This window comes from Brachybacterium netajii (SeqCode) (assembly GCF_054114245.1).
On record NZ_JBSYXB010000001.1, the window covers coordinates 829,764 to 847,780 of the forward strand.

An 18,017-nucleotide genomic window follows, 5' to 3' on the forward strand; every position below is an offset into this window, starting at 1 on the left:
GATCGGAGGGACGGGCGGGATAGGCGGCGGAGGGACGAGGACCGGTGGGACGAGGGACGGTGGGACGGGGGTCAGGGCGCCGGGACGGTGAGGGCGGTGCCCTCGATGTCGACCTCGGTGCGGCAGGCGGGGTCGTGCGGGTCGGCGAAGAAGCGTGCGGCGGGGATCGCGAGCTCGAGCTCGCGGGCCTGCCCAGGCACGCCCTCGATGCGGGCGAAGGCCAGCAGCTCCCGGCGCCGCGGGATGCGGACGCCGCCGCGGCGATGGCCGAAGACCAGCACCGTGCGTGATCGGGAGCCGACGGCGCCGGATCCGTCCGCGCTGTCGGAGCCGTCCGGACCATCAGCGCGGAGGGTCGCCCTGATGCGCAGGCGCACGGGTTCCGTCGGGCCGCCGACGATCGCCTCGGCGTCCGCGATCTCGAGCCCCGTGCGCAGCAGGCCGTGGCCGAAGGGGAACAGCACCGCCTGCGGGGCGTCCTGGTAGTGGCCCTCGACGTCCTGGCGGTCGTTGTAGCGCACGGGCAGGACGGCCGGGTGGGCCGGCAGCGTGAAGGGCAGGCGTCCGGTCGCCTCGGCGCGGCCGAGGAGCAGGTCGGCGACGACCGCGCCGCCGGAGGGTCCGGGATAGCCGGCCCATACGGTCGCATCGCAGTGCCCGACGACGCCGGTGAGGACGTGCGGACGACCCGCGACGACCACGGCGATCAGCGGCACGTCGGCCGGCAGCGTCGCACAGAGCTCCGCGACCAGGGCGTCCTGCGCCCCGGGGAGCGACACGTCGGCGCGGTCCACGCCCTCGCCGCCGGTGGCGGCGCCGGCGCGGCCGGCGATCGCCCCGTTCTCGGCGAAGTCGTCGTCGTAGGAGCGATGGCTGGTGCCGCCGAGGACGACGACCACCGCGTCCACGGCGCCGGTCGCGTCGTCGGCGCCGGTTGCGTCGTCGTGGTCTGTCGCGTCGTCGGCGCCGACGAGCAGCGCAGCCCGCACGTCGGCGGGCTCGGCCCAGTCGGCGACGCGCACCTCGGTCGCCGGGAGGGCGGCCCGCAGGCCCCCGGCGATCGACAGGGCCGTCCCCTCCTGCTGGGGCGCGACGTAGTCGCCGAGCATGCACGGCACGTCATCGGCGTAGGGGCCGACGACGGCGAGGCGGCGCAGCGAGGACGCCTCGAGCGGGAGCGCGCCGCGGTCGTCGGCGAGCAGCACGAGGGACTCGGCGGCGAGCCGGCGGGAGGCGGTGCGGGTCTGCTCCCGGGCGAGCTCGAGCCGCGGGCGCCGCGTCGGCTCCGACGCCTGCCCGGTCTCGGCGGCCGATGCCGCCGCGGTGCTCCGGGCGCCGCCGAGCAGGCCGAAGCGGGCCTTGAGGGCGAGCACGCGGCGGGCGGCCACGTCGATCTGGGCGGCGACCCGCTCATCGGCCTCGGCGAGCTCGTCGAGGGTCGTGAAGCCCTCGTCGCACAGCGAGAGGTCGACGCCGGCGAGGAGTCCGGTGCGGCCGGCGGAGCGCAGGTCCCCGGTCATCGTCGCGAGCCGGTCCACGGCGAACATGTCCGCCATGACGACGCCGTCGAAGCCGTGGCGCTCGCGGAGCAGGCCCGTGAGCAGCTCGCGGCTGCCGCAGCAGGGCACGCCGTCGATGTCGTTGTAGGCGGCCATGAAGGAGACCGCCCCGGCGTCGAGGCCGGCCAGGACGGGCGGCAGATGGATCTCGGCGAGGTCGTGGGGGCCGAGCTGGGCGGACTGGCCGTTGCGTCCGCCGATGGCCTCGCCCTGCGCGGCCAGATGCTTGAGCACCGCGCCGACGCCGGTGCCAGCCCCGGCAGCGCCGACGCCGGCACCGGCAGCGCTCCCGTCGGCGCCGCCGATCGCGGAGCGGTCCTCGCCCTGGAGGCCGACGACGAGCGCACGGGTGAGCTCGGCGGCCAGCAGCGGGTCCTCGCCGAAGGTCTCCTCGGCGCGGCCCCAGCGGGGGTCGCGCAGCACGTCGAGCGCGGAGACGAGCGCGAGGTGGACGCCGGAGGCGGCGAGCTCGGCGGCGACGCCGCGGGCGGCCTCCTCCACGGCATCCGGGTCGAAGGCCGCGCCGGCGGCCAGGTTCACGGGCAGCACGGTCCCGCCGAGGGCCTGGTGCCCGTGCGGGGCCTCCTCGGAGATCAGCACGCCCACGCCCTGCGGGGAGGCCGCGGCGACGGCGTCCTGCAGCACGGCGAGGGCCTCGGCCCGCTCCTCGGGGCGGATGCCGCCGGTGGTCCAGGAGCGCCCGGACCAGGCGTCGGCCCGCAGCGGCGCGTACAGCGCGCCCATGCCCTGCCAGCGCTCGATCTCGGCGAGGCCCTCGTCGGTGACGGCGAAGCCGTCACCGCTGCGCCGCAGCGCGGTCCAGCCGAGCAGACGCTGGTTGAGCTGGCCGACCTTCTGGCGGGTCGTCATGCCCGCGAGCAGCGCCTCGACGCGGTCCGCGGCGCTCGCGGGGCTCGCCGCGGCACCCGTGGCGCCGAAGGTCGCGGCGCCGGCGCTTGCGGCGGTCATGCGGTCACGCCCAGGGCCTCGGGGTCGGAGATCGCCGAGTAGCCGCCGCCGGTGCCCGCGGCGACGCGGTGCACGGCGGTGATGCCGCGGGCGGCGAGCGCGGCGGGGTCGCCGGCGATCCTCGAGGTCACGAGCGCGGGGCGGCGGCCGGCCGCGGCGAGCTCGTTCCAGGCGGCGAAGACGGTGCCGCCGGGCGCGCAGTCGGCGCGCCGCAGCGGGACGTCGTCGGCGTCCACGTCGATCACCACGGCCTCGCTGCGCACGGGCGCCGGGGCGGGGCGGGCGCGGAGCTCGGCGGCGATCTCGGCGAAGGCGCGGCCGATGGGCTTGACGGCGCCGTCGGCGTCGATCAGGCCGAGGGAGTACTCCAGCGGCGGGAAGTCCGCGAGGGAGCGGTCCACGTCGTGCGAGCACCACCAGGTCACGCCCCACAGGCCGGGCACGTCGGCCGCGTGGCGGACGGAGCGGGTGCAGAAGTCCGCGGCGTCGTCGGCGTCCAGGACGTTCAGGGGCGCGCCGATCTCCTGCAGCCAGACCCCGCGGCCGGGCTCGGCGAAGGCGGTGGAGAGCTCGCACAGGTACTCGCCGTGGCGGAGGCTCTGCGAGGACATGCCGCCGTAGGTCTGGGCGGTGCCGTTGAAGATCCACGAGTGGATGGCGGTGATGTCGCCGAGGCGGGAGGCGTGCGCGGGCTCGAAGGGATGCTCGTCGAGGTACCAGACGGCGTCGTACTCGGCGTGCAGGCGCAGCTGCGGCGCCCCCTCGGGGACGGCGCCGAGGAGCGCGCGGATCCAGTCGCCGGCCTCCTCCGGGGTGGCGCGCATGGGCGTGGGATGCGGGTCGCCGGAGAACTGGTTGACCTCGTTGCCGAGGGTCAGGGCGATGTACTGGGGCAGGTCGGCGAGCGCCCCGTGGAGCTTCGCGGTGAGGTCGACCTGCGCCTGGACGACGTCGGGCTCGGCGAACATGCTGCGCGCATGCCAGGAGGTCAGCCAGGCGGGCACGAAGTCGAAGCTCGACATGTGCCCCTGGATGACGTCGACCGCGACATCGAGGCCGGCCTCGCCGGCGATCTCGGCCATCCGCCGCACGTCGGCGAGGGCCTCCTCCCGCACGAGGGTGCGGTTGGGCTGCAGGATCGGCCAGAAGGGGAAGATCCGCACATGGTCCAGGCCCAGCGACGCGATCGTGTCGAGGTCCCGGCGGATCTCGTCCCACTGCGGCGCCAGCCACGAGTGGAACCAGCCGTCGCGCGGCACGTAGTTGACGCCGAAGCGCAGGAGCTCCGTCGCTCCGGAAGCGGGGTGCGGGGCGGGGGTCATCCCTTGATCCCTCCTTGTTCGAGTCCGCGCATGAAGTACCGCTGCATCGCCACGAAGAGGGCGATGATCGGGACGAGCGCGATGATGGTGCCGGCGGCGATGAGACGGGGGTCGTCGTAGAACGTGCCGCGCAGGTAGTTGAGTCCGACGGTCAGGGTGTAGTTGTCCTCGCTGGTGAGGATGATCAGCGGCCACAGGAAGTCGTTCCAGGAGCCGACGAAGGCGAAGATCGCGACGACCGACATGACGCCCTTGACCTGCGGCATGCAGATCCGCAGGAAGCGCTGCCAGGCGTTCGCGCCGTCGACGACGGCGGCCTCCTCGATCTCCTCGGGGATCCCGAGGAAGGCGTTGCGCATCAGCAGCACGTTCAGCGGCGTCACCAGCATCGGCAGGGCGACGCCCAGCAGCGTGTCCGTCAGCCCCATCGAGCGCACCAGCAGGAACTGGGCGATGATGATCGCCTCCAGCGGCACGAGCATCGCGGCGACGAACACGCCGGTCGCCACGGGCCGCAGCCGCCAGCGCAGGCGGGCGAGGGCGAAGCCCGCCGCGGTCGCCAGCACCAGGTTCCCGATGATCACGATGGCCGCGACGACGAACGAGTTCAGCACGAACGCGAGCACGGGGATCCGGGCGATCACGTCGGTGAAGTTGCTGAGGGTCGGGTCGGTGGGCAGCAGCTGCGGGGGCTGCGCGTAGAGGTCGTCCCCGGGGCCCTTGAGCGACAGCGACAGCTGCCACAGCAGAGGGCCGGCCAGCACGACCAGCATGACCACGAGCACGACATAGCGGGTGATCGTCCCGGACCGGCGGCGGCGCCGCGCGGGCCGCGGGAGCGCCGGGGTCGGGGCGTGGCCGGAGCCGGCGCTGGCACCCGTGCCGGGGACCGGCGCAGGATCGCCGACGGCGGGGACGCGGAGGTCGGCGCTCATGCCTTCCTCCCCTCTCGGTTCTGCAGGATGATCTGCGCCATCAGCAGCACCGCGAGGATCACGAACATGACCAGGCTGATCGCTCCCGCATAGCCGGTGCGGGCCTGCAGGCCGGTGCCCTCGCGCTGGATCAGCATCGTCATGGTGACGACGCCGCCGCCGGGCCCGCCGGTGCCGCCGGTGAGGACGTAGACCTCGCCGAACACGCGGAACGCGGCGACCGAGGAGAACATGCCGACGAGCATCATCGTGTTGCGCACCCCCGGCATCGTGACCGAGAGGAAGGAGCGCACGGCGCCCGCCCCGTCGACCGCGGCGGCGTCGTAGAGGGAGGGGTCGATCGAGGCGAGGGCCGCCAGGTAGATGACCATGTAGTACCCCAGGCCCATCCACACCGTCACGAACATGGCGCTGAACAGCAGCAGCCAGCGGTCGGTGAGGAAGGGGACCGGCTCGGCGATCGCATGGAGCCAGGCGAGGGTCTGGTTCACCAGGCCCTTGGAGTCCAGCAGGTTCGTCCAGATCAGGCCGACGACGACCGCCGACATGACCACCGGCATGTAGAACGCGGTGCGGAAGAAGCCCAGCAGGCGCCCCTCCCCCGCGACCAGGGTCGCGAGGATCAGCGGCAGCACCATCATCAGCGGCACGACGATCACGACGTACAGCGAGGAGTTCAGCAGGGCGGTCCCGAAGCGCTCGTCGCCGAGAAGCTCGCGGAAGTTGTCCAGGCCGATGAACGACCCGCCGCGCAGCATGGTCGCGTCGGTGAAGGCCAGGGCCAGGGTGTTGAAGAACGGGAAGATCGTCATCACGAGGACGACGGCGAGCGCGCCGCCGACGAACAGCGCGGGGACGAACCAGGGCGACTGCGCCCAATGGCGCGAGCGCCGTCGCCGCGCCGTCCCGGGGGCGGCGGTGGTTGCTGAGGGCACGGGGACCTCCTTCGAGGATGGGACGGGCGACGACGGACGGACGCGCAGCCGGTCGGCGGTCAGCCGACCGGCCGTCGGCGGTCAGCTGTCGGCGGTGACGATCCGGTCGTCGGCGTAGGAGACGGCGGCGTCGAGGGCCTCCTGCGCGGTCTTCTGGCCGAGCAGCGCCTGACCGATCTGCTCCTGCAGGTAGACGGCCGAGCTCTCGCCCGAGAACGCCGGCGGCCACCACACGACGGCCTCCTTCACCTGGGCGGCGGACTGGACGCGGATCGCGCCGTCGTCGGTGCCGTCGTCCTCCGTGAAGCGGGCGTCCTCGAGGGCGCCGTCGTTCGAGGGGAAGACCGACGCCTGGGTCGCGAACTCCATCTGGTTCTCGGGGTTCGTCGCGAAGGCCGCGAAGGCGAGCGCCGTGGCGAGGTTCGTCGACTGCGAGGACACGGTGAGGGACTCGATGTACATGTTCGGCGCGGAGTCGGCGATCGCGGGCGCGACGGCGACGGTCTCGGCGATGTCGGGGGCGGTCTCCCGCAGCTCCTTCATCGTGTACGAGCTGCCGGGCAGCCAGCCCAGCTCCCCGGCCTTGAAGGCGTCGAGCTCACCGGTCTGCAGCGCGTTCAGGGACTCCTCGGTGAAGCCCTCGCCCTGGTAGAGGTCGATGTAGTGCTGCAGCAGCTGGACGCCGCGGTCCTCGTTGAAGGTGAAGGCGGTGCCCTCGTCGTTCATGAGCTGGACGCCGTAGGTCCCGAAGGTCTCGATCGCCGGGAGGCGCCCGATCATCGACGCGTCCGAGGCCTCGCCCATCACGGCGGCCTGCTCGAACAGCTCGTCGTAGGTCGCCGGGAGGTTCTCGGGGTCCAGGCCCGCGGCCTCGAACAGGGCCGTGTTGAAGAACGAGGGACCGGTGTTGAGGTACCAGGGGAAGCCGTAGGTGCCGCCGCCGAGGCCGGCGAAGGTCATGGCCTCCCAGGCCGCGGGCAGGAAGCCGTCCTTCAGGGAGGGGTCCTCGGCGGCGAGGTCCACGAGCATGCCCGCGGAGGCGAGCGAGTACGCGGCCTCGGGGCCCATGTCGACGACGTCGGGGAGGTTCCCGGCGGCGGCGTCGGCGGAGAGGCTGTCCTGGTAGCCCTCCGGCGGCTGGTCGATCCACTCGACCGAGGTGCCCGGGTACTCCTTCTCGAAGGCGGCGATGAGGGCGGTGAAGTACTCCTCGTAGCCGCCCTTGAGGTTCCAGGTCTGGAAGCGGATCGAGCCGGTGACCTCCCCGGAGCCGGTGTCGGTCTCGGTGGTCCCGCCGCCGATCCCGCACGAGGCGAGGCCGAGGGCGGCGAGGGCCGCGGCGGATCCGGTGAGGGCGGTGCGGCGGGCGATCTGGTGGTTCATCGTCGAACTACTCCTGTCGAGGTGGGGATGGTGGGGCGGTGGTGCGGTACGGCGGTGGTGCGGTCCGGGGGCGGCGTCGTCGGGGCGCCGGGCGGACGGTTCAGGGGCGCGCGATGCGCAGGGTGAGCAGATGGAAGGGGCGCAGCGCGAGACGCGCTCCGTCCAGGGGCCCGTCGGCCGCGAGTCCGCGCGGGGGCGCGGGCCGGTCGCGTCCGACGGCGGGGGTCGCGCCGGCGGGATCTCCGACGGCCGCGTCCGGGGCCGCGCCGACGGGGCGCTCGAGGAGGTCGGTCTCGAGGACCTGCGCTCCCTCGAGGCCCGGACCGGCGAGGATCCGGCCGGCGGCGCGACCGCCGGCGAGCTCGGCGATGCGGACGATGACATCGCCCGAACCGTCCTCGGCGAGGGTCACCCAGTCGATCGCGGCAGTGCCCTCGTCGAGCGCGAGCTCGAGCAGCGGGGCGAGGGCCGTGCTCGTCGGGAGCTCCAGCACGGGGGCGTTCAGCGCGTAGGCCGCGTCGATCGTCTCGGCGAGACCGCCGGGGACGATCGCGAAGCGCAGGCGATGATGCCCGAGGTCAGCGCCGGGATCGGGGAAGCGGGCGCCGCGCAGGAGCGAGGGCCGCACGACGGTGCCGCCGGCGATCGAGCGCACGTCCAGGCCGTAGGAGGAGTCGTTGACGACGCCGATCCCGTAGCCGGCCTCGGACAGGTGCGCGTAGCGGTGCTGGCTGACCTCGAACTGCGCCTCGTCCCAGCTGGTGTTCGCGGTGACCGAGCGCTCGATCCACCCGTACTGGGTCTCGTAGCGGGCGGTGCGCGCATGCAGGTCCAGCGGGAGCGCGAGCTTGAGCAGGTGCTCGCGCTCATGCCAGTCGACGTCGACGGCGATCTCGAGCCGCGCGGCATCGGAGGGGAGGCGGAGCTCGACGGTGAAGGTCGACGCTCCCCGACGCCGCACCACGGTCACCCGGTCGACGGCGTCGGAGCTGCCGGCGCCGGCGCGGTGGACGGTGACCTCGGCGGTCGCGGAGACCTCGACGGGCAGCTCGAGGACGTGGCGGTCCACGTCCCAGGCGTCCCAGCGCACCGGCTGATCGCGGAACAGCTCGAGGGCGGCGAGGCGCTCGCCCGCGGGCACCAGCTCGCGGTCGGCGACCAGGTCGCGCAGCGAGACCACATGGCCCTGGTCGTCGATCTCCGCGCGCAGGCTCGCGTTCTCCAGCACGACGGTCGCCCCGGCGGCGAGGCGCGAGGTCGCAGCCGTCCCGTCGGCCGACGTCGGCTCCGCCGGGGTCTCCTCGAGGAGGCGGCCGCCGGTGCTCGTCGGCGCGAGGCGGACGGGGACGAGCGCACCGTCGGCCGACGCCGGGGCGAGGGCCGCGGCGGCGCGTTCGGCGAGGTCGCGGAGGCGCTGCTCGAGGTCGGCGAAGGTCGCGCGGGCCTCGCGGTGCACCCAGGCGATCGAGGAGCCCGGGAGGATGTCGTGGAACTGGTGGAGCAGCAGGGTCTCCCAGATCGCGGTGAGCTCGTCCGTCGGGACGGCGGCGCCCGCGCGGACCGCGGCGAGGGCCCACAGCTCCTCGACGGCGCGCAGCAGGGCCTCGGTGCGACGGTTGCCCTGCTTCATCGCCAGCTGCGAGGTGAAGGTGCCGCGGTGCAGCTCGAGGTACAGCTCCCCCGCCCAGACGGGGGCGCCGCCGTTGTCGGCGTACTCCGTCTCGGCGAGCTCGAAGAAGGCTGAGGGGTCGCGCAGGGTGACCGCCGGGGAGTCCTCGAGGCTGGCGGCGCGGTGGGCGCGGCCGAGCATCTCGCGGGTGGGTCCGCCGCCGCCGTCGCCGTAGCCGAACAGCATCAGCGAGTGCGAGGAGCGCATCTTGTCGCGGAAGGTGCGCTCGGCGTGCGCGAGCTCGGCCTGGCTGACCTCGGCGGCATAGGTCTCCGCCGGCGGGAAGTGCGTGAAGATGCGGGTCCCGTCGATGCCCTCCCAGTCGAAGCTGTGGTGGGGGAAGGTGTTGGTGTCGTTCCAGGAGATCTTCTGCGTCAGGAACCAGTCGAAGCCGGCCCGTCGGGCGATCTGCGGGAGCGCGCCGGAGTAGCCGAAGCTGTCGGGCAGCCACACGCCGTCGGGCTCGACGCCGAAGCGGTCGCGGAAGTACGTCATGCCGCGCAGGAACTGGCGGACGATCGACTCGCCCGTCGGCATCACCGCATCGGACTCGACCCACATGCCGCCGACGGGCTGGAAGCGGCCCTCGGCGACGCGCTCGCGGACCCGGGCGAACAGCTCCGGCTGGTCCTCCTCGAGCCAGGCGAACTGCTGGGCCGAGGACATGGCGTAGACGAACTCGGGATCCTCGTCCATCAGGGCGAGCACGTTGGAGACGGTGCGGGCGACCTTGCGGCGGGTCTCGCGCAGCGGCCACAGCCACGCCGAGTCGATGTGCGCGTGGCCGACGGCGCTGACCTGGTGCGCCGAGGCGTTCGCGGGGGCGGCGAGGACGCCGGCGAGGGCGGCCCGGGCGTCGGCGGCGGTCGACGGATCGGCGTCGTCGAAGGCGTCGAGGGCCGCGGCGATCGCGTCCAGCAGCCGCCAGTAGCGGGTGGTCCCGTCGGTGACCTCGGCGAGCAGCCCGCCGGCGACCTCGAGGTCCCGCACGAGGTCCCAGACGACCGGGTCGAAGGCGGAGACCGCCGCCGAGCGCAGCTCGTAGGGCCGGAAGCTCTGCGCGGTCTCCTTCTCGCCGACGTCGGTGACGATGAAGGGCGGCAGCCCCAGCGCCAGCGGGTTCGCCGCGGCCTCGAGGTAGAGGGTGAAGGAGCCGTCGTCGGCCAGCAGGTCGGGGGCGGCGCCGGGCCCGCGCAGACGCAGGTAGCCGTGGCGCGGATGCAGGGCCTTGACGACGCGGCCGGCGGGCGTGTGCGCGAGGGCCTCGCCGTGGCCGCCGACGGAGTGCGCCTCCCAGCCCAGGTCGATCGTCAGCTCGACGATCGCGGGGGCGTCGGCGGGGACCTGCCCGCTCACGCGGAACCAGGTGGTCGACCAGGCCGGGCCCCAGGTCGAGCCGATCGCGAAGGGCGTGAACTGCGGGGCCGGACGATCCGGCAGCGGCGCGAGGCCCAGCGCGTGGGCGGCGGGGACGGGCTCGCCGTCGCCGTCGACCAGCCAGGACGCGATCTCGACCGGCGCGATCTCCGTGTGGACGGCGGGCGCGATGCGGTCGCGCAGGACGCGCTCGAGGCGCTCTCGGGTGAACTGCGGATGGGTGTGCATGATCCTCCGTCAGGTGCGGCGTCGGGACGCGCCCGACGCGGTCCGATCCGTCGGCCCTCGTCGGCCGCCGATCGACCGACGTGAGCGCGAGCAGTCGGTGCGCGGGCTCCGACGGTCGCTCGGAAGCCTCCGCCGGGGCGCCTGCGGGGAGGATCTCCCCGGAGGCACTTAAGCCCTTTAGTTGCGGAACCTTACGCCGCGGCGGCGAGGGCGTCAACACCCATGATCGTGCGCGATCGAGGGCGGGGCGGGGAGGATCGCGGGCCGACCTCGCGGTCATGGACGGCGGTCAGGGCGCCCGCAGAACCGTCTATCGGAAGCGGGCTCCCCGCTCCTGACGGTCCTCGGCACACCGCGGGTCACCCCTGCTGCCGGGCCCAGTCCATGGCCTCGGACCAGGCACCGAAGCGATCCGCCACGGTCGACAGCGACGGCGCCGCGTTCGTCGGCGCCCAGCGCGCGTAGGCCGACGTCGTCCCCTCGGGATGCTCGACGAGAAAGCGGACCAGGAACGCACCGACCTGCTCGCGCGTGCGCCCCTTGGCCTTCGCCGCGTTCGCGTTGCCTCCGGCCTCCTCGAGGAGCACGGACCACAGCTTCCCGGTGCGGCGCTGCAGGGTCTGCATGGTGGGTCGGTTCTCGGCGCGGGCCCAGACGCGATACTGCGCGGTGGTGAGCGTCGGACCGAGCACGGCGATCGCGGCTCTGATGTGCTCGAGAGGGCTCGGCTCCTCGACCGGGGTGTCCCAGTCCCGCTCGGCCGCGACGGCGTCGATCCAGGCCGCATCGATCGTCGGCGTGCCCTCCCGTGCGAGGAGCGAGCCGGGATCGTTGATCACGGCCAGCGCGATCGTCGCGATCTCCGGCCACGAATGCCCGTCCCGCCTGCTGAGCCGCTGGCGCACGAGGACGCCCGACGGGGCGGCAGGGTGCCGCGCGAGCCAGTCCTCGACGGCGCGATAGGTCGTGCCGCCGTCGTCGGCGCGGACGGCGGCGACGACAGCGGCCCACAGGTCCTCGTCGGAGAAGGCGCTGCGCGTGGTGCCGACGACGTCGACGACTCCCGCCGCGTTCAGGGCGTCGTTCCAGGTCCCGAAGCGGATCGACGCCGTCTGATGGCCCGGGACCCCGTGCGTGCGGGCCCAGGCGGTGAACGCCGCGCAGGTGGTCTTCCCGGTCTCCGCGTGGAAGGCGCGCAGGTCCGCGATGATCGCCTGGTCGGAGTGCCCGTGGGAGGTCCGCGGAGTGTCGGCCGAGGCCGCCTCATGGCGCGACCGGCGACGGCCGAGGATCTCGCGGATCTGCTCGCCCGACAGGCCGAGCTCGGCGACCGCGGCGGCGATCGGCGCCGCAGGGTGCGCGGCCGACCATGCGCCGACGGCGGCCGCCTGCTCCGTCGCCCGGGCGGCGCCCATCGACTTCGCCGCGGCCTGCAGCGCGGTGCTGGACCAGGGCGTGGACCGGGCCAGGATCTGGCGGATGCGCTCACGGCTGACGCCGTAGAGGTCCCCGATCTCCTGGAGGGTCGCGCCGAAGGCGTAGAGGCGAGCGCTGCGGGCCGCGCGCTCGTCGCGGCATCCGGTGCCGGACAGGACGGTGTCGAGGAACCCCGGTTCGCCGAGCTCGACGATCCCCGCCTCCTGGTCCCGGGGCACTCGGGCCAGGCGCAGCACGTGGGCGTGCGGGATGCCGAGCTCGATCTCGGCATCGCCCCAGGCGGAATGCGCGAGATCCCGGCGCCATGCGCGCAGCCGGCGGCACAGCGCGATGTGGATCGCAGGGACGCCTCCGGGGACGAGAGCCGAGATCGCGGCGTCGACGTCGGCCGGCTCCGTCTCGAGGAGATCGGCGATCTCCTGCGCGAGGAAGCCCTGCTGCGCGAGGTCGAGGGAGCGCCGGACCGCCGAGCCGGTGAGCCGGACGGCGGCCAGCGTCGGCTCCGCCCGCTGCGCGGGGGCGGTCGGAGCGGAGGGGGCGAGCGGCTGAGCAGACATCGGATTCCCTTTCCCTCGCTGTCTCGCGGCGCTCTCCGCCGTCGTGCAGCGCGTGAGCACGAGCATGCTCCGGGGGTCCGACGGACGAGCCATCCCGGCTCAGAACCTCAGGTCACGTCTCAGCTCCTCAGGGCCCGCCTCAGGTCCGCAGCAGCGGCTCCCCGTCCCAGAGGCGCAGCGTCGTGTCGCGGAGATGGTTGACGATGATCGTGACGCCGGCGGCGTCGGCCATCGCCGGCGGCTCGGTGCCCGCGGGGTGCTCGACGAAGAGGCGACCGGTGCGGTGGCGGCCGCGGTCGGCGAGGGCGCGCTCGAGCTCCTCGCCGGTGAGGGGCTCAGCCATCACGCGGTCGTAGCCGTCCTGGCTGCGCCGGGTCCCGCCCGCGAACTCGGCGACGACGACATGCGGGAGCTCGACGAGCTTGACCTGCTTCGGGGTGAACCGGACGACCTGCATGAAGGCCACCGGCCGGCTGCCGCTGTCGGCCGCCCACCAGCGCGTCCCTGCGACGACGTCGCCGATCGCGAGCCGCGTGCGCTCGGGCGTGATCTGGGTGGTCGTCGGGTTCATGCGTCGTCCTCCGTCGCAGGGTGGGGGTTCCGCCGGGCCGGAGCGCCGGGATCGGGGTCGCGGGCTGGATCGAGGTCGCGGGCTGGGTTCACAGCATGATCCCCGCCCAGAGCCCGAGCCCGGCGGCGAGGGTCGCGCCGACGAGGGTGCCCAGCGCGTTGAACGCGGCGTAGACGGTGCGACGCTCCTGGAGCAGGCGGACGGTCTCGTAGCTCGCGGTCGAGAAGGTCGTGTAGCCGCCGAGGAAGCCGGTGCCGAGGACGACCTGCCAGGACTCGGGGGCGATGCGGGAGGTCACGAGCCCGGTGAGGAGCCCGAGCAGGAACGAGCCGGAGAGGTTGATCGCGATCGTCCCCCACGGCAGGGCGCCGCGCGTGCGGGAGCGGATCTCGGAGTCCAGCACGAACCGCGCCACGGCCCCGACCCCTCCGGCGACGGCGAGCGCGAGCAGCATCAGCGGCGCCATGTCACTCCCCCTCCTCGGTCGAGGCGGGGCGGCGGGCGCTCAGCGCCGTCGAGAGGGCGATGCCAGCGACGGTCGCGACCGCGCCGACGAGCACCGTGGTGAGCGCATAGCCGATCCCGGCGCCGGCCCGTCCTTCGCCGATCAGGCGGGCGCTGTCGGCGGCGAGGGCGCTGTAGGTGGTGAAGCCGCCCATGAACCCGGTGCCGAGCAGAAGGCGCAGATGCCGACGACGTCCCTGGTCGGGGCCGCGCCGGGCGAGGCCGTCGAGGAGCAGGCCGAGCAGGAACGCGCCGAGCACGTTGACCGCGAGGACCGCGACGGGGATGCCGCCCTGCGGCGGGAGGGCCTCACCGATCAGGGCGCGGGCCGCGGTGCCGGCCGCTCCGCCGACGAGGACGAGCGCGAGGATGCCGGGTCTGCGATGCGCGGGACGGTCGGGCTGCGTCGGATGGTCGGGTCGCGTCGGACGGTCGGGCTGCGTCGGTCGGTCGTTCATCGGACGCTCCTTCCCGGCGCAGGCCTCAGAGCCGGCCCTCACGGTACAGCCCCAGCAGCAGCTCCTGCGCCGCGGGCGTGTACTCGATGGACGTGTAGTCGCCGTTGCTCCCGGTCTTCTCGACCTCGAGCACGCCGAGGACCGCGGCGAGGCGGCTCGGCGTCCACTGCCCGGGCTCGCCCTCGAGCACCCCGGCCTCCGCCAGCCGACGGTTCAGCGCGGCGGCCCCGAGCGGGGCGTCCTCCGCGCGGATCGCGCCGATCCGCTCCCAGCGTCGCAGCACGGCCGACAGCGCACCCTGGACCGCGGGGTCGGCGTCGGCCGATGCTCCGGCAGGCTCCGCCGTCGCCGTCGCCGGCTCAGTCGTCGGCTCGGCCGTCGGCTCCTCAGGCTCGCTCGTCGGCTCAGCAGACACGACCGTCCACTCGGCCGTCGGCTCGGCCGGCGCGCTCGTCGGCCCATCGACCTGCATCGCGGGCTCGTCGGCCCCGGCGAGCAGGACGTGCGGGTCGATGCGCTGGGCGTGGCGGGCCATGACCTCGAAGACGGGGCCGTTGGCCCAGCGGTTCGGGGCGGCGACGACGAGGAAGAGGTCCTTCGCACGGGAGACGGCGACGTTCATGAGCGGGGGCGTCGCGTCGATGAAGGAGGACTGGCCGCTGTCCGTGCCGTAGACGGCGGAGAACAGCACGACGGGCCGTTCAGCGCCCTGGAGGCGATGCGCGGTGCCGACGGCGACGAGGGAGGCGAGGTCCGCGGGCACGGCGGAGCCGGGGTCGGCGGCGCGGGCCTCGCCGGCGGCGCGCCGGATCTCGGCGGTGATCAGCGACGCCTGGGCGGCGAAGGGGGTGACGACACCGATGAGGTCCTTGGGCTCGACGCGCTTCTCGGGGTTCTCGACGCGGTCGTGGTAGGTCGCGAAGAGCTCGGCGAAGTGCGCGACGATCCAGTCGGCGATGACGGCCGCCTCGACCGGGTTGACGCGGCTGGAGCCCTGGCGGCGGTCCTGCGATTCGGGCACGTCGATCCAGGCGAAGGCGGGGATCCGCCCGTGCAGGAGCGAGGACTTCGCCGGGCGCATCGGCTCCAGCTGGCCGCCGTAGAGGAGGTCGTTGCAGTACCCGATGATCTCCGGGTGGCAGCGGAAGTGCTCGCGCAGCAGCAGGCCGGGCTGGTCCTCGCCGTAGCTCCAGCGGGAGGCGTGGCTGGCGGCGCGCATGAGGCTCGAGGGGGTGGAGGCGGTCAGGCCGCGCTCCTGCAGTCCGCGCGCGGGCAGGCTCCGCCCCTGGTGATCGCGCGTCTGCGGACCGTCGGTCCATTCCGCGGGGGCGAGGCCCTCGGCGAGGGCGATCTCGCGGTCGGTCTCGTCGTCGAGCGACCAGATCGGCGCGAGCTGCTGCTCGTCGCCGACGATCAGCGCGCGCTGCGCGAGCCCCAGCAGGGGCAGGGCGAGGGGCGTGTCGACCTGGCCGGCCTCGTCGACGATCAGCAGGTCGATGTGGCCCCTGTCGGGTCGGCTCCCGTCGGGTGCCTTGTACGTCTGGAAGTACTTGGGCAGCTGGTAGACGGTCATGACGAAGCAGGGCGTGAGGGCCGCGGCCTGCGCCCAGTAGCGGTCGTTGATCTCCGCGGTGCTCTTCCAGCGCTCCTTGTCGGCGTCGAGGAACGCCTCGCCCTTCCGCACCCCGGTCCAGATCCACTGCGCCTCGTAGTAGTGCACGGCCAGCCAGAATTCCGCATAGCGGAGGGTCACGTCGAGGGTCCGGTCGAGCGCCGCGAGGTCCTCGCGCGTGCGCAGCTCGGCGACCTTCGGGTTCCCGCGCAGATGCGGGGACGCCTCCGCCTGCGCGCACAGCCGCAGATACGCGTCCGACGGGCCGTTCTCGTGCATGGCCTGCAGGAGCGCGAGGCGCAGGTCGTCGACCTCGGCGAGCGCCTCATGGAGGCGGTCCTGCACGCGGGCGGGCTCGTCGATGCTCCCGAGGTGGGCGTGCATGCGCCGCAGGAAGCGGTCGCGCGCGGTGGCGAGGTAGTCCTCGTCGCTGTAGGTCGCGTAGGCACCGCTGCGGTCGGACTGCTCGACGAGATGCCCGTCCTTGCGCGCCTGATCGAGCTTCGCCTTCGAGGGGCAGTAGACCGCGAGCGAGCGCAGGGGCACATCGGAGGCGGCCGCGGCGCCGTCGTCGGCGGCATCGGACCCGCCGTCGGACGAGCTGCCGGACGCGCCGTCGGCGTCGGCGTCGGCCTGCGGGATCCAGCGCAGGTCCAGGGTCCCCGGGTTCGCCTTCGCGACGGAGGCGAAGGAGCTGATGATGTTGGTGACGGCCTGGTTGTTGGTCGAGGTGCCGACGATGACCGGCGCATCCTCGCGCTCGAGCGCGCAGCGGGTGATCTCGGAGGCGACGACGGCCTGCAGCATGGTCGTCTTGCCGGTGCCGGGCGGTCCGCTGACGGCGGCGATCGTGCCGGGCCCGTCGACGAGATAGGCGTGCACGGCGCGCCGCTGCGAGGGCGTCAGTGGGTGCTCGTCGCTCATCGAGCCGCGGGCGAGGCGGGCGGCGGCGAGGAGCCCGCCGTCCGCGTGGATCCGGTCCTCGGGCGTGCGCGGCCCCTGATGCCCGGCGACGACCCGCTCGATCAGCGGGCCCGGGCTGCTCTCGCGCTGCAGTCCTTCATAGAGGTCGACGAGGGTGCGGGCGGGGAACATCCGCGTGTGCTCCTGGATGTAGCAGAGCTCGTGCTCGACGGTCGCGCCGACGGTTCCGTCGGCCGCGGCATCCGCGGCGAACTCCGCCAGACCCTTGCCGGCGACGCGGCGGAACATGTCCTCGGCGAGGTCGATGGCCTGGGCGAGGGTCTCGGTCCGGGAGATCCGGGCGGCGAGCTCGGCGGTCGCGAAGCGCCAGAACGTGCGCTGCGTGCCGACCATGACCTCGCGGTCGCTGACCCCGGGGACGGTGAGGCGCTCGATGGGGATCCACGGAGCGGTGAGCCCCTCGAGGTCCGGCTCGAGGCGCCCGTCGCGGTGGAGGACGGCGGGCAGCAGCAGGAGCCCCTGATGGGTGGACCCTCCGTCCTCCGGGATCGAGGCGAGGGAGAGGACGACGCTGATCGACGCGTCCTCCGTCTCCGTCGCACCGGCCTCCGACCCCTTCTTCGACGCCGCCTTCGACCCCGACTTCGATCCCGTCTTCGATCCCGTCTTCGCGGCGCGCTGGCGCGCCTGGCGGTCGTGGTGGTCGAACAGCTCCGCGGTGGGGTCCTCGGCGAGCGTGCCGCCGGCGATCTGCTCCCGGGCGGTCGCGATGAACGGGTCTCCGCCGCCGAAGGTCACCGCCTCGAGCTGACCGCGGCGCAGGACCTGCGCGAAGTGCTCCATCACCGTGCTCGTGGCTGCCATCCGGGCCTCTCGCTCTCGTTCCTCGGGCGCGCCCCCGCGCGCCGCGGCGAATCCGTGCCCGCCCTCGTCACCCCACCACGGGTCGCTGGCCTGCGGCAATCAGCACTCAGGATGAGGACGCGGGCTGAGCGTCGAGTCCAAGGTCGGGATCCTGGGCACGATCGTCGCCGAAGCCGCCGTCGAGCAGCTCCTTCCGCCGCGCCTCCTCGACGAGGGCCGTCCAGCGTTCCGCGGGCATACGGCCGCGCATGTCGGCGATCGCCCGCCGCACAGTCGTCGACGAGATGCCCGAGTGCTCGGTCAGGTCGGAGTCCGGAACATCGCCCCGCGGTTCCAGGTCCATCCAGTCAGGCAGCATGCGTCGGACCCGCCGGCGGGTTCCGACCCGGATCCGGCGGGGGTTGAACTGGCCGAGGCCGAGCAGGTCGAGCACCGCCTCGCGGTGGAGGAACGCCCCGTCCCCGGCGAGCGCGACGGCCACCGCGGGCTGCGTCAGAGACGTCGGCGGCACCCCGAGATGGACGTAGACACCCTGACCGTAGCCGCGCAGCGCACCGCGCGATGCCAGCTTGCGCACCTCGACGGCTGGGACGCCCGCTTCCTCCGCCTCGACCACCGTGACGACGGCATGCCGGGCCGAGGCGATCTCCCACAGATCCTGGCGATACCCCATCTCCCCACCTCCGCTAAAACCGTACCATTTTCGGTACGGT

General features: G+C 73.8%; 12 protein-coding genes. All 12 read right to left on the reverse strand.

The genetic code is table 11. The features are described from left to right. Nucleotides 1-71: 71 nt before the first annotated feature. The 12 genes from ACXET9_RS03600 to ACXET9_RS03655 all read right to left on the reverse strand — a co-directional run bounded on the left by ACXET9_RS03600 (nt 72) and on the right by ACXET9_RS03655 (nt 17,977). Entirely contained in the window at nt 72-2,528 is a 2,457-nt protein-coding gene (locus ACXET9_RS03600) for a glycoside hydrolase family 3 protein (RefSeq protein ID WP_457884889.1), read from the reverse strand. Continuing rightward, on the reverse strand, nt 2,525-3,850 hold the full coding sequence (locus ACXET9_RS03605) for a glycoside hydrolase 5 family protein (RefSeq protein WP_457884890.1): 1,326 nt from the start codon (nt 3,848-3,850) through the stop codon (nt 2,525-2,527). Before ACXET9_RS03605 ends, ACXET9_RS03600 begins: the two co-directional genes overlap by 4 nt. Then, nucleotides 3,847-4,785 (reverse strand): carbohydrate ABC transporter permease, encoded by a 939-nt coding sequence (locus ACXET9_RS03610; RefSeq protein WP_457884892.1) that lies wholly within the window; start codon nt 4,783-4,785, stop codon nt 3,847-3,849. The genes ACXET9_RS03605 and ACXET9_RS03610 overlap by 4 nt, the downstream gene beginning before the upstream one ends. Further along, nucleotides 4,782-5,720 (reverse strand): carbohydrate ABC transporter permease, encoded by a 939-nt coding sequence (locus ACXET9_RS03615; protein ID WP_457884894.1) that lies wholly within the window; start codon nt 5,718-5,720, stop codon nt 4,782-4,784. The genes ACXET9_RS03610 and ACXET9_RS03615 overlap by 4 nt, the downstream gene beginning before the upstream one ends. 81 nt (nt 5,721-5,801) lie before the next feature. Further along, nucleotides 5,802-7,103, reverse strand: coding sequence for an extracellular solute-binding protein (locus ACXET9_RS03620; RefSeq protein ID WP_457884895.1), 1,302 nt, complete (start codon nt 7,101-7,103; stop codon nt 5,802-5,804). 100 nt (nt 7,104-7,203) lie between these two features. Continuing rightward, a complete protein-coding gene (locus ACXET9_RS03625; RefSeq protein WP_457884897.1) occupies nt 7,204-10,377 on the reverse strand; it encodes an alpha-mannosidase in 3,174 nt (1,057 codons plus the stop codon). Nucleotides 10,378-10,736: 359 nt separating this feature from the next. Next, entirely contained in the window at nt 10,737-12,371 is a 1,635-nt protein-coding gene (locus ACXET9_RS03630; protein WP_457884898.1) for a homing endonuclease associated repeat-containing protein, read from the reverse strand. A 139-nt stretch (nt 12,372-12,510) separates the two neighbouring features. Beyond that, a complete protein-coding gene (locus tag ACXET9_RS03635; RefSeq protein ID WP_457884900.1) occupies nt 12,511-12,942 on the reverse strand; it encodes a hypothetical protein in 432 nt (143 codons plus the stop codon). Between the two features lie 88 nt (nt 12,943-13,030). Then, nucleotides 13,031-13,408 (reverse strand): fluoride efflux transporter CrcB, encoded by a 378-nt coding sequence (gene crcB / locus ACXET9_RS03640; RefSeq protein ID WP_457884901.1) that lies wholly within the window; start codon nt 13,406-13,408, stop codon nt 13,031-13,033. A 1-nt stretch (nt 13,409) separates the two neighbouring features. Beyond that, nucleotides 13,410-13,904: a fluoride efflux transporter FluC gene (locus ACXET9_RS03645; protein ID WP_457884903.1), complete on the reverse strand. Its 495-nt coding sequence runs from the start codon at nt 13,902-13,904 to the stop codon at nt 13,410-13,412. Nucleotides 13,905-13,929: 25 nt separating this feature from the next. Further along, nucleotides 13,930-17,304 carry a DEAD/DEAH box helicase gene (locus ACXET9_RS03650; RefSeq protein ID WP_457884904.1) on the reverse strand — a complete coding sequence of 1,125 codons (3,375 nt, stop codon included), beginning with the start codon at nt 17,302-17,304 and terminating at the stop codon, nt 13,930-13,932. 106 nt (nt 17,305-17,410) lie between these two features. Then, nucleotides 17,411-17,977: a type IV toxin-antitoxin system AbiEi family antitoxin domain-containing protein gene (locus ACXET9_RS03655; protein ID WP_457884906.1), complete on the reverse strand. Its 567-nt coding sequence runs from the start codon at nt 17,975-17,977 to the stop codon at nt 17,411-17,413. Nucleotides 17,978-18,017 lie beyond the last annotated feature (40 nt).

What these genes read in the sequence shown, in the direction of transcription:
- ACXET9_RS03610 (WP_457884892.1), bottom strand. Translation starts at nt 4,785, where the DNA reads ATGAGCGCCGACCTCCGCGTCCCCGCCGTCGGCGATCCTGCGCCGGTC.
- ACXET9_RS03605 (WP_457884890.1), bottom strand. Translation starts at nt 3,850, where the DNA reads ATGACCCCCGCCCCGCACCCCGCTTCCGGAGCGACGGAGCTCCTGCGC.
- ACXET9_RS03650 (WP_457884904.1), bottom strand. Translation starts at nt 17,304, where the DNA reads ATGGCAGCCACGAGCACGGTGATGGAGCACTTCGCGCAGGTCCTGCGC.
- crcB (WP_457884901.1), bottom strand. Translation starts at nt 13,408, where the DNA reads ATGGCGCCGCTGATGCTGCTCGCGCTCGCCGTCGCCGGAGGGGTCGGG.
- ACXET9_RS03620 (WP_457884895.1), bottom strand. Translation starts at nt 7,103, where the DNA reads ATGAACCACCAGATCGCCCGCCGCACCGCCCTCACCGGATCCGCCGCG.
- ACXET9_RS03625 (WP_457884897.1), bottom strand. Translation starts at nt 10,377, where the DNA reads ATGCACACCCATCCGCAGTTCACCCGAGAGCGCCTCGAGCGCGTCCTG.
- ACXET9_RS03630 (WP_457884898.1), bottom strand. Translation starts at nt 12,371, where the DNA reads ATGTCTGCTCAGCCGCTCGCCCCCTCCGCTCCGACCGCCCCCGCGCAG.
- ACXET9_RS03600 (WP_457884889.1), bottom strand. Translation starts at nt 2,528, where the DNA reads ATGACCGCCGCAAGCGCCGGCGCCGCGACCTTCGGCGCCACGGGTGCC.
- ACXET9_RS03645 (WP_457884903.1), bottom strand. Translation starts at nt 13,904, where the DNA reads ATGAACGACCGACCGACGCAGCCCGACCGTCCGACGCGACCCGACCAT.
- ACXET9_RS03635 (WP_457884900.1), bottom strand. Translation starts at nt 12,942, where the DNA reads ATGAACCCGACGACCACCCAGATCACGCCCGAGCGCACGCGGCTCGCG.
- ACXET9_RS03655 (WP_457884906.1), bottom strand. Translation starts at nt 17,977, where the DNA reads ATGGGGTATCGCCAGGATCTGTGGGAGATCGCCTCGGCCCGGCATGCC.